The organism is Paenibacillus sp. FSL H3-0286, from assembly GCF_045040705.1.
Lineage (GTDB): Bacteria > Bacillota > Bacilli > Paenibacillales > Paenibacillaceae > Paenibacillus_AQ > Paenibacillus_AQ odorifer.
On sequence record NZ_CP150285.1, the window covers coordinates 403,702 to 415,999 of the forward strand.

At 50.6% G+C, this 12,298-nt stretch carries 9 protein-coding genes; 8 read left to right on the forward strand and 1 reads right to left on the reverse strand.

What is annotated here, in order from left to right:
- The first annotated feature begins 76 nt into the window (after nt 1-76).
- The gene (locus MHB37_RS01790) at nt 77-1,321 is read left to right on the forward strand and encodes an OFA family MFS transporter (protein WP_076185694.1); all 1,245 of its coding nucleotides are present in this window, start codon (nt 77-79) and stop codon (nt 1,319-1,321) included.
- A 690-nt stretch (nt 1,322-2,011) separates the two neighbouring features.
- On the opposite strand, the gene MHB37_RS01795 is transcribed toward MHB37_RS01790, so the two are convergent.
- Nucleotides 2,012-2,923 (reverse strand): AraC family transcriptional regulator, encoded by a 912-nt coding sequence (locus tag MHB37_RS01795; RefSeq protein WP_405168880.1) that lies wholly within the window; start codon nt 2,921-2,923, stop codon nt 2,012-2,014.
- A gap of 190 nt (nt 2,924-3,113) precedes the next feature.
- On the opposite strand from MHB37_RS01795, the gene MHB37_RS01800 reads away from it, so the two are divergent.
- The 7 genes from MHB37_RS01800 (at nt 3,114) to iolD (ending at nt 12,282) form a co-directional block, all read left to right on the forward strand.
- Entirely contained in the window at nt 3,114-4,229 is a 1,116-nt protein-coding gene (locus MHB37_RS01800; protein ID WP_341143751.1) for a glycoside hydrolase family 88 protein, read from the forward strand.
- A 127-nt stretch (nt 4,230-4,356) separates the two neighbouring features.
- Entirely contained in the window at nt 4,357-5,403 is a 1,047-nt protein-coding gene (gene iolG, locus MHB37_RS01805) for an inositol 2-dehydrogenase (RefSeq protein WP_076185618.1), read from the forward strand.
- Between the two features lie 38 nt (nt 5,404-5,441).
- Entirely contained in the window at nt 5,442-6,272 is an 831-nt protein-coding gene (gene iolB / locus MHB37_RS01810) for a 5-deoxy-glucuronate isomerase (RefSeq protein WP_076219003.1), read from the forward strand.
- Nucleotides 6,273-6,453: 181 nt separating this feature from the next.
- Nucleotides 6,454-7,464, forward strand: coding sequence for a LacI family DNA-binding transcriptional regulator (locus MHB37_RS01815; RefSeq protein WP_340977641.1), 1,011 nt, complete (start codon nt 6,454-6,456; stop codon nt 7,462-7,464).
- A 240-nt stretch (nt 7,465-7,704) separates the two neighbouring features.
- Entirely contained in the window at nt 7,705-8,715 is a 1,011-nt protein-coding gene (iolC, locus tag MHB37_RS01820; protein WP_076278930.1) for a 5-dehydro-2-deoxygluconokinase, read from the forward strand.
- A gap of 115 nt (nt 8,716-8,830) precedes the next feature.
- A complete protein-coding gene (locus MHB37_RS01825; RefSeq protein ID WP_076307954.1) occupies nt 8,831-10,291 on the forward strand; it encodes a CoA-acylating methylmalonate-semialdehyde dehydrogenase in 1,461 nt (486 codons plus the stop codon).
- Between the two features lie 26 nt (nt 10,292-10,317).
- Nucleotides 10,318-12,282 (forward strand): 3D-(3,5/4)-trihydroxycyclohexane-1,2-dione acylhydrolase (decyclizing), encoded by a 1,965-nt coding sequence (iolD, locus tag MHB37_RS01830; RefSeq protein ID WP_405168881.1) that lies wholly within the window; start codon nt 10,318-10,320, stop codon nt 12,280-12,282.
- Nucleotides 12,283-12,298 lie beyond the last annotated feature (16 nt).

Here is a 12,298-nt window from a genome sequence, read left to right on the forward strand (position 1 = left end):
GCTACAATAAAGAGGCGATAGAAGCTCTTGTAGCAGACAACGAGAGAGAAAGAAGGAAAAGACCATGACTACGACAATGGACAGCAAAAGCACCAAACGGTGGCTAATCGTATTAGGTACAGTAATTATGCAAATGGGCCTAGGTACCATCTATACATGGAGTTTATTTAATGCGCATCTGGTAACAAAATTTGGCTGGGAGCTTAACTCCGTTTCGATTACTTTTTCTATAACGAGCTTTGCACTCGCTTTCGCGACTTTGTTCGCAGGGAAGCTGCAGGATCGTTTCGGGCTTCGCCGTTTGACTGCTACTGCTGGGATTGTGCTCGGACTAGGATTGATTCTTAGCTCTCAAGCCAATTCACTCTTCATGTTCTATTTATTGGTTGGGGTGATCGTTGGTTTTGCGGATGGGACAGCTTATATCACTTCATTATCTAATTTAATTAAATGGTTTCCGAATAATAAAGGTTTAATCTCCGGTGTGTCCGTTGGTGCTTATGGAACGGGGAGTTTGATCTTTAAATATATTAACGGCGGGTTGATTGACTCAGTGGGTGTGTCTAATACATTTATGTATTGGGGTTTGATTGTTATGGGCATGATTGTAATCGGTTCCTTGCTCGTAAGAGAAGCTCCGGTTCAAGCGGCCCCAGCACCAGCGGGTTCAACGACAGCTACAGTAATGAGTTCACCGAAAGACTATACGGTCAAAGAAATGCTGCGGACAAAAGAAGCTTATCTGCTATTTATCATCTTTTTCACCGCTTGTATGTGTGGTCTGTATTTGATCGGTATTGTAAAAGATATCGGCGTGCAGCTGGCTGGACTTGATGTACAGACAGCAGCTAGTGCGGTGGCTATGATTGCGATCTTTAATACAGCGGGACGTTTAATTCTGGGTGCTTTATCTGACAAAATGAGTCGCTTGAAGCTGGTAGGCGCATCGCTTGCTGTAACTGCGGCGGCTATGCTGACCCTCAGCTACGCGACCCTGAATTTCGGACTTTTCTTCACTTGTGTAGCAGCCATTGCGTTCTGCTTTGGCGGGAATATCACGGTGTTCCCCGCCATTGTCAGCGACTTCTTCGGACTGAAAAATCACAGTAAGAACTACGGAATCGTTTACCAAGGTTTTGGTATTGGTGCCCTTTCCGGTTCGTTTATCGCCGTCTTCCTAGGCGGATTTAAACCAACCTTTGTTATCTTTGGCCTCTTGTGCCTGCTGGCCTGCATCATCGCGGTTTCTCTGAAACCGCCAGTGGCGAAGTCGAAAGAGAAAAAAGCGCTGCGTCTCAAAGCAACGGAACGTACGGCTTAAGATGTAATTGAAGCTAGAACCAGGCAGTGATTCTCCCGTTAGTGGAGAATCGCTGCCTGGTTTTTTTGATTTGTGGTGGCTTGCTGAGCTGAGACTTGTTTGGGCGGATTATCTTCAATTGGGAGAAGGAGTTTTGCTGGGATCTGAGAAGTAACTGCATTCTGTGCAACTATTCCGTATGAAATAGTGAATCTTCGGATTTTAGTTGTATTCTGTACAACTAAAAACTCGAGATGTTGCTTAGAGGCGAAAAAACCAAGGAAATAGTTGCACCAAATACAGCTATATCTAATGGTGGCGTGATGCGTGAAAAAATAGTTGTATGAAATACAGTTAAACGTGACTACCCTTGCACCAGCACCAGCACCAGCACCAGCACCAGCACCAGCACCAGCACCAGCCCAAGCCCCAGCCCCAGCCCCAGCCCCAGCCCCAGCCCCAGCCCCAGCCCCAGCCCCAGCCCCAGCCCCAGCCCCAGCCCCAGCCCCTACATCACTACGAGCACCTACACCAGTACCTGCATCTATCCCAACATGTGTGTGCCTGCACCATCGCTTTTGCTATCCCTTTCCCTTCGTCTCTCTTTTGCGTCTAAACATTGCCTTTGTTACTGCTCAATATAGTTACTTAGAGGGTAGATAGATTTGTCGGACGCACAGCGGATTTTTTGTAACTAGGTAAGCAAGTACATCAATAGGAAAATGTGGTTGAAGCAGTGTTGGATATGACCTGATTCTTGCGGAACTCGGATGGGGACATCCCGCTAAGTTTATTGAATATGCGGTTGAACTGGGAGAAGCTGTTGAATCCGCATTGCCCGGCGATCTCGGAAATCTTCAGGCGGGTGTAGATCAGCATTTGCTGGGCATTACGGACCCGGGTCATCTGAATATATTCTGTCAGCGTGGAGCCGGTAATTAACTTAAATTGGTGTGATAAGTAATAGGAGCTGATAAAGAACTCTTTAGCGAGGAAATCAAGGGATAACTCGCTGTTGTAATGGCTATGGATGTATGCGGTGATCGAGTAGATTTTTTGCATAATGGCATTTCCGATCTCCTCTGGGACATAGCTGTTCTGGTCTCTACGCTGGTATAAAGCACAGAGGAACTGTTGGAAAAGGCTGTGAATCAGTACTGGATTTAACGGTGAAGTGCTGTGTGATAAGGTGAAGATAGCGTTAAGAGGATCAAATACGGCTTTGCGCAACTCTTTTGGCAAACGGTAGATCGGTATTTCTTCCCAAAATGAGAGAAACATACTTTTGTAAGCGTTCTCTAAACCAGGTATATCCTTGGGCATGGCGAAGTTTATGATCAGCCGCTTAAACGGCGGCCCTTCCGGATATTGTGTCTTATGCATCCGATAAGGACGCAGGAGCACGATGTCATACTGCTGGAGGGCGCAGACATTCCCATCGATAATATGAGTGGCTCGGGAATCCATCAAGATATGAATCTCGTAAAAATCATGAAAATGCTGAAACTCCATATTGATATCGTGAGAACGCTGGTCATAATCAAAATAATAAAAAAGGGGATCTACGGGCGTGTTGATACGTACGCTATACCCTTGTTCGTACAGTAAGTCGCTTTCAAGCAAATGCTCTCACCGCCTTATTCTGTAATATGCACTTATTATAGGTTCAGAAAAGCAAGATTTGCAATATATAAGGGTTATTACAGCAAATATAAAGTAGTTTTTGTATGGAATGGTTTGATATATTACGGGTGAATGGAACTACCCAACATGAGGGAAGACCCAAAATGGCAGGCGAAGGGGCGGAAAACAGATGAACAACAGCCGGATTAGTAAAGTTGAGATCATTGAAAAGCTGAACCGCGTGACGGATAAGCTGCTGAAGCTGGAGCGGCCGGAAAACGAAGCCGAACTGCAAAATTTAGGGGAGGATGCGGGACGACGGGGGTATTTTGCCCGTGATTTTGGCATGGAGGAATGGGATTGGCCGCAGGGAGTGGGGCTTTACGGACTTCAAAAGCTTGAGCAGCATTTCAAGGATGAGCGTTATCAAGAATATGCCAAGCTTTGGATGAGCAAGCAACTGGGCAAGGGACTGCCGAGCCGGAATATCAATACAACAGCACCGTTGCTGTCATTAATGGAACTGAAGGAAGCGGAGGAATTAAGCCTGGAATGGGTGCAGTGGTTGATGCATGGCCTGCCGCGGACGGAGGAGTCTGGTTATCAGCATGTCACAACAGGAGCGAGCAAGGATGAAGTTACGCTCAATGATAATGAAATCTGGATTGATACGTTATTTATGGCTATTTTGTTCACGGCAAAAATGGGTGTGAAATACGATAATTCCGCATGGCGGCAAGCGTCGCTTTACCAACTGCTGCTGCATATCAAATACCTGTATGATAAAAAGACGGGGCTGTTTTTTCATGGCTGGCATTTTGGCGGCCGGCATAATTTCAGCGAAGCCTTCTGGTGCCGGGGCAATAGCTGGTTTACACTCGGCCTGCCTGAATACCTGGAGTTGATGGGGCCGTATCTGGACAGTGGAGTGTTTGAATATCTTCAACAGATCCTGAACGCACAGGCAACAGCTTTATTAGCCTGCCAGAGCGGAGACGGATTATGGCATACGCTGCTGGACGACTCTAGCAGTTATACTGAAACGTCAGGCTCAGCAGCTATCGCAGCGGGTATTTTGCATAGCGTACGCAGGGGGTTGTTGCCGGAATCGTATGCAGATCATGCCCTGAAAGCGATCCGGGCGGTGCTGGACAGAATTGACGATGAAGGCACGGTGCTTGGTGTATCCGGCGGCACTCCGATTGGTGCTGCAAAAGAAGATTATAAGGAAATCATTATTGCCCCTATGGCCTACGGGCAGGCCATGGTTTTAGTCGCACTAGGTGAAGCGTTACATTACTGTTGAGGAGGAGTAGATAGCTAAGGAGAGAGTTAAAAAAGCTGGAGAAATATTTGCTTGTAACTTCACTTGTGCTTGGAGTATACTATTTTCGGGATGGTTAAGCGCTTACCTCGAAGGAGGATAAGCAAACATGGTAAATCCGATCGTAGTTGGCATTATTGGGGCAGGCAGAATTGGCCGGCTTCATGCAGATAATCTGCGTGTGATGCCGTCGTTTAAGTTGAAATCCATTGCGGAGGCTGTGGTAAGTGAGGAATTGCTGGTCTGGGCAGAGAGCCGGAATCTTGGCTCTGCATTTGTGAATGGGCAAGACATTCTGAATGACCCTGAGATCGAGGCTGTGTTTATCTGCACACCTACGGATACCCACGCCTCTTGGATTGAGCTAGCGGCCCGGGCTGGAAAACATATTTTCTGTGAAAAGCCGATCAGCCTGTCGTCAGAGTTTACCCACCAGGCACTGAAGATAGTGGAGGATGAGGGTGTATTGCTACAGGTCGGATTCAACCGGCGAATGGACCCTAGCTTCCGCAAACTTAAGCAACTGGTTCAATCAGGAGAGCTAGGCAGTCCACATATTGTGAAGATCACATCACGTGATCCGCAGCCTCCGGGTGAGGCTTATGTGCGGTCTTCCGGCGGGATGTTTATGGATATGACGATTCACGATTTTGATATGGCCCGTTATCTGATGGGTGAGGAAGTAACAGAAGTTTATACCCGAGGTGCCAATCTCGTTGATCCGATGTTTGGGCGCTGCGATGATGTGGATACAGCTGTCATCACGCTGACCTTTGCCAGTGGCGCAATCTGCGTCATTGATAACAGCCGTAAGGCTGTATATGGTTATGATCAACGCGTGGAGGTGTTCGGTTCCTGCGGCTCAGCCACCGCCGATAACTGCCGTCCAACAACTGTAGAAGTTTCAACCGCTGCTTCGGTCACACGCGATCAGCCGCTTCATTTCTTTCTCGAGCGGTATAACCAGGCTTTCGTGGAAGAGGTTGCCGCATTTGCCCGGGCAATCCGCCTGCAGGAGCCTATCATTTGCAGCGGGCTTGACGGGCAACAGGCGGAACGGATTGCCGAAGCCGCTAAGGAATCCTATCTTACCGGGCTTCCGGTCAAGTTGTCTTCTTGTGCCGGAGAGGGAATATCGGCGACACAAGCTTTGTAAGCGGATGCAGATGCTGAAGATGGGGGAGGTCTGTGAAGATGTCCAATCTAATCATAAAAGCCGGAGCACCCGGCAAAGATGGACTTGTAGCGGCAGTGAGCAAGGAGAGCGCTGGATGGGAATATGTCGGTTTTGAAGTGTACCAGCTGCAGGTTGGGGATACGCTGAGCCGCAGCGCGGAAGGGAATGAAATCTGTTTGGTGCTGCTGGCGGGCAAGGCGGATGTGAGAGCAGGCGCCCAGTTGTTCGCCGGGATCGGTGAACGTATGTCTGTATTTGAGGATTTGCCGCCGTATGCGGTGTATATTCCGGCGGGAGGGCATTATGAAGTTACGGCCTTGACGGAGCTGGAACTTGCGGTTTGCCTTGCACCAGGAACGGGTAAATATGCGCCGCGTTTGATCGCTCCGTGCGATACTGTGGCCGAAGCACGCGGTTCTGGCAGTATGTCACGGCGAGTGGTCAACATTTTGCCTGAGCAGAGTGAAGCCGAGAGCCTGCTGGTCGTGGAAGTACGTACGGGTGGCGGCAATTGGTCCAGCTATCCTCCGCACAAGCATGACTGTGACAATCTACCTGCTGAGTCTTACCTGGAAGAGACATACTACCACCGGGTTAACCCGGCTCATGGTTTTGTAGTGCAGCGGGTGTATAATGACGATCGCAGCCTTGATGAGACGATGGCCGTGTCTGACCGCAGTATTGTATTGGTTCCGGAGGGCTATCATCCTGTATCGGCTCCGCCGGGTTATGATTCTTATTATCTCAATGTGATGGCAGGTCCGGTCCGCACATGGGTTTTTCATAATGATCCGGAACATGAATGGCTGTTCGAGATGCAGCAACACCAGAAGGATAAGAAGAAATAGTGTAGCAGCACGCACGAAAAGGGGGCTTCCGCAAGGCGGAGGCTCCTTCTTTGTGTCGATGTATTGACCAAATGATCGCCACAGTAAGAGAGTCTCTTGCACCGCTGAATAGACACTGTCAGAAGAGTTCCTTATAATCTAGGTATAGGATTGTACGAACGTAAAGGCGGGCTCACTAACGATGAAACCTACGATATATGATGTGGCACGGGAAGCGGGAGTCTCCATCGCTACGGTGTCCAAGGTGTTGAACAAGAACGGGAGAATTAGCGATAAGACACGGGAGAAGGTTCATCGGATCATGGAGGAGCTGAATTACCAGCCGAGTCTGGTGGCCTCTGCGCTGACGAGTCGCCGAACGGGAACGATCGGGCTGATGATTCCCGATATTTCCAACCCTTTTTTTGCTGAGGCGGCCCGAGGTATTGAGGATTACGCCCAGGAGCAGGGAAGCGACTTGATTGTATGCAGTACAGACCGGGATGATGAGAAGGCGGCCCGGTATATCTCACTGCTCCTGCGCAAACGGGTGGACGGTATAATCATTGCTTCTCATACAGGGAATCCGGATATGGTCCGCCGCCTGCTGGCTGATCACGTACCGCTTGTGTTATTTTCGGCTGATATCCGGATGATGGAGAGCAACAGCGTCACGGTGGATGACTATAAGGGAGGCTATCAGGCGACAGAATATCTGTTGTCGTTGGGCCATCGCAGGCTCGGCATTATCTCTGACAATTTACCGGGGAGTAAGCTGCGCGTGGAAGGCTTTATGGATGCGCTCAAGGCAGCGGGTGTTGGCTTTGACAATCCGGCTAATCTCACGCATACTTCAGCCACGCTGGAGAACGGCCGCAAAGCGGCTGCCGCGATGCTGGCTCAGGCGCAGGAAGACCGGCCGACCGCCATATTCGCCTGCAACGATCTGCTCGCGATTGGGATATTGAAGGAGGCGCGCAGCGCAGGCTTGTCAATACCCCGTGATCTGTCCGTGGTGGGTTTTGACAATACAATGCTGGCTGAAATTTGCCATCCCACCTTGACCAGCATTGCTCAGCCTCTGCGTGAGATGACGGAACAGGCGATGATTCTGCTGAACGAATCTATCGACAATCCCGATAGTCCTAAGCGCAAGATCATGCTGATGCCGGAACTGATCGTCCGCCATTCCACCGGACCGGCACCGAATTAGGAAGACACAAACTCTACAAACGGAGTAAGAACGCCGACTCCTATCTGAAGACCTGTACCTCGCTTAGCGGCGAGGTACAGGTCTTTTCTTTGTTTTTTTCTGGTACATAAGTTCAGGATTGCCAAACTCCAATTTCTAAACTATACTAATGGAAATTAGGTTAAGCGCTTAACCCATCCCCCGATGATTGTTGTATCTCATTAATCCATTTTACTGAAGTTTTCTCAAGGAGGCCTCATAATGAACGGTTTACAGTTCGATCCTGCACGACCGCTGGATTTAATCGCTGTCGGTCGGCTCTGTATTGACTTGAACGCTAATGAAACCGGAAGACCAATGGAAGAGACACTGACCTTTACCAAATATGTCGGCGGCTCTCCCGCCAATATCGTAATTGGAGCAGCACGGCTAGGGATGCGCACTGGCTTTATCGGTAAGATATCCGATGATCAGATGGGCCGTTTTATCCGAACTTATCTGCAAAGGAATGGCATTGACGATAGCCAGGTGAGTGTTGACCAGACTGGTGCAGTGACTGGGCTTGCTTTTACTGAAATAAAGAGTCCTCAGGAGTGCAGCATTCTGATGTACCGGGATCATGTGGCTGATTTGCTGCTGAGTACGGAGGAGATCTCGGAAGAGTATATTCGGAAGTCCAAGGCACTGCTGATCTCAGGTACTGCACTGGCACAAAGTCCGTCCCGTGAGGCTGTGTTTGTCGCTTTGGAGTTCGCCCGCAAGCACAATGTTACTGTATTTTTTGATCTGGATTATCGCCCCTATACTTGGAAGTCAGCCGCAGAAACAGCGGTCTATTATAATCTGGCAGCTGAGAAATGCGATTGTATCATTGGTACCCGTGAGGAATTTAATATGATGGAGAGCCTGTACAATGTGACAGGTGCAGATGACGAAGCAACAGTTAACCGCTGGTTCTCGCACCAAGCAAAGCTGGTCGTTATCAAGCATGGCGGGAGTGGTTCAATCTCCTACACGGCGGATGGGCAGAAGCATCGGAGTGGTATTTTTCCCGCTAAAGTATTGAAGACATTTGGAGCCGGAGATTCTTACGCCTCAGCCTTCATTCACAGTCTAATGCGGGGAGAAAGCGTCGGTGAGGCCATGCGCCGCGGCAGCGCGTCGGCATCCATTGTCATCTCCCGCCACAGCTGTTCGGATGCCATGCCAACCTTGGATGAATTGGAAGCGTTTTTATTGTCTAACGAGGAAATCACTTCAGGTGCAGAGTAAGTAGGCGGAGGTTGGAGAGATCACAACTCAAACAACTCCAGATCGAATAGCTATGCAAGATTAGATTAGATTACATTCGCGGGATCGCATTAATAGAGATGAAGGAGTGAGTAGAATGGCACAGCAAACCGTGCAAGTGCTGAACAACTATATTGACGGGCAGTGGGTTGAGGCGGCTGCGGAGAAGACAGAAACGGTATACAATCCAGCGTCTGGTGAGGAGATGGCAAGGGTTCCGCTGTCCAGCAGAGTCGATGTTGATCGGGCAGTGGCGGCGGCAAAGGCGGCTTTTGCAGGCTGGTCCAAGACACCGGTGCCGCGCAGAGCGCGGATCTTGTTCAAATATCAGCAGCTGCTGGTGGACCATTGGGATGAACTGGCGAAGACGATCACGCTGGAAAATGGAAAAAGCTTCAAAGAGGCCTACGGAGAGGTGCAGCGCGGCATTGAGTGTGTGGAATTTGCGGCAGGTGCGCCGACGCTGATGATGGGCCGGCAGCTGCCCGACATCGCGACAGGCATCGAGTCTGGGATGTATCGCTATCCCATCGGTGTAGTCGGCGGGATTACACCGTTTAATTTTCCGATGATGGTGCCTTGCTGGATGTTCCCGTTGGCCATCGCCTGTGGGAATACCTTTGTGCTGAAGCCCTCCGAACGCACACCGCTGCTGGCAGCGCGTTTGGTCGAATTGCTAGAGGAAGCTGGGCTTCCGAAAGGTGTGCTCAATCTGGTTAACGGTGCACATGAGGTGGTAAACGGCCTGCTGGAGCATCCTGATGTGAAGGCGATTTCCTTCGTTGGCTCACAGCCGGTGGCCGAATATGTCTACAAGAAGGGAACGGCGTGTTTGAAGCGGGTTCAGGCGTTGGCAGGGGCGAAAAATCATTCTATTGTGTTGGCAGACGCGAACCTTGAGGCTTCAGCAACACAGATTGTCAACGCAGCCTTCGGCTCGGCGGGAGAGCGCTGTATGGCTTGCTCCGTGGTAACGGTGCAGGAAGAGGTTGCTGATGAGCTGATCTCCATCCTCCTGCGTGAATGTGAGCAGATGACCATCGGCAATGGTTTGGACGACGACACGTTTCTTGGGCCGGTTATCCGCCAAAGTCATAAAGACAAAACGGTCGCTTATATTGAACAAGGCATGGCCGAGGGCGCTAAGTTGCTAAGAGACGGCCGGGCGGATGCTGCGGTGCAGGGACAGGGTTATTTTATCGGCCCAACGTTGTTTGATGGAGTGACCCGGGAAATGAAAATCTGGCAGGAGGAAATTTTCGCGCCTGTCCTGGCAGTGATCCGTGTCAAGGATGTAGAAGAGGCGATTGAAATTGCCAATACCTCTCGTTTTGCCAACGGGGCTTGTATTTTTACGAATGACGGCGGGAAAGTGCGCTATTTCCGGGAAAATACCGAGTCAGGCATGTTGGGTGTCAATGTTGGAGTGCCAGCCCCGATGGCCTTTTTCCCTTTCTCCGGCTGGAAGGATTCCTTCTATGGCGATCTGCATGCGAATGGAAGCGACGGGGTTGAATTTTATACACGCAAAAAAGTCGTCACTGCCCGCTGGCAGTAACAAAAACGGCGAAAGGGAGGTTTCACGTGGATACGATTAGATTAACGACGGCGCAGGCGCTGGTGAAATTTCTGAACCAGCAATATGTGGACTTTGGCAATGGACCGGAGCGTTTTGTACACGGTATATTCACCGTTTTCGGCCATGGCAATGTACTTGGACTGGGGCAGGCACTTCAGGAAGCGCCGGGTGAGATGACGGTCTATCAGGGGAGGAATGAGCAAGGAATGGTGCATGCGGCGACTGCCTTTGCCAAGCAGAGCCGCAGACGGCGAATCATGGCCTGCACCGCTTCGGTAGGACCGGGTTCAGCTAATATGCTGACAGCCGCTGCCACTGCGACGGCGAATCAGATTCCCGTGCTGCTGCTCCCCGGCGATACCTTTGCCACCCGTCAACCGGATCCGGTACTTCAGCAAATGGAGCATACCTACAATCTGTCGATAACGGTCAACGATGCCTTCAAAGCGGTGAGCAAATATTGGGACCGGATTTATCGGCCAGAGCAGCTGATGACGGCATTGCTGAACGCGATGCGTGTGCTGACTGATCAGGCAGATACCGGAGCAGTTACGATTGCGCTGCCGCAGGATGTGCAAGGGGAGGCCTGGGACTATCCACTTGAGTTCTTCCGCAAGCGCATCCACCGGATCGTTTCCCGTACTCCGCATCCGGATGAGCTTGCTGCGGCAGCTGATCTTATTGCCAGCAAACAGCGACCTCTGCTGGTCTGTGGGGGTGGAGTCCGGTATGCGGATGCAGGAATGGAATTACGTGCGTTTGCGGAGAAATTCGCCATCCCATTCGGTGAGACGCAAGCTGGAAAAAGCGCCGTGGCAAGCGACTGTGCCTACAATCTCGGTGGCATAGGAGTTACCGGGAATGGCTGTGCCAATGCGCTGGCCACAGAAGCGGATCTGGTGATCGGTGTGGGTACCCGGTTTACGGACTTCACGACAGGTTCGAAGAGTTTGTTCGCCCATCCCGAGGTGGAGTTCCTGACAATTAACGCTTCCCTTTACCATGCCTCCAAGCTGGATGCGCTGGCTGTGGTCTGTGATGCTGCCGAAGGTCTTAGGGCGCTGTCTGCTACGTTGGAGAAGCGCGGTTACCGCACCGCTTATACAGATGAAATTGTAGTGGCAAAAAAGGCATGGGAAGTGGAAAGAAAGCGTCTATCTGACGTGGAGTATACGGTGAATCAGGAGGCAGATCGTCCAGATCGTTCTTCAGTTTCCTTCGTGCCGGAAGTTGCCGGACATCTTGATGAGAAGCTATCTGAATATGCGGCGAAGTTGAACACTTCGCTGGCGCAAACACAGGTACTAGGGATCCTCAATGAATATCTTCCGAAAGACGCCATTGTGATAGGAGCCGCAGGCAGCTTACCGGGCGACATGCAGCGGATGTGGAATTCCACTGTACCGGATACTTACCATATGGAATATGGTTTTTCGTGTATGGGGTATGAAATCTCCGGTGCACTCGGTGTGAAATTGGCGGAGCCGGACCGGGAGGTATATGCATTGGTGGGCGATGGCAGCTATCAAATGCTGCATTCGGAACTAGTGACGAGCCTTCAGGAGAACAAGAAGATCAACGTCATTCTGCTGGATAACATGGGTTTCGGCTGTATCAACAACCTGCAGATGGAGCAAGGACTGGATAGCATGGCGACTGAATTCCGCTACCGGGGCCCGGAAGGTCAGCTGAGCGGCGAACTGATAGGCATAGATTATGCAGCAAGTGCCGCGGGATATGGAGTGAAGACCTTCCGTGCGTCAACGGCTGAGCAGCTGCGTGACGCTTTGAGGGAGGCTCAGCTGCAGGATCGTTCCACCCTAATTGACATTAAGGTGCTGCCCAAGACAATGACACATGGTTACGGAGCCTGGTGGAATGTTGGTGTTCCAGAAGTGTCCGGCAGTGAAGCCGTTCGGGCTGCCTACGAGCAGAAGCTTGAACAGCTTGGAAAGGCCCGCAGTTATTAGTATTAGTAATACTGTG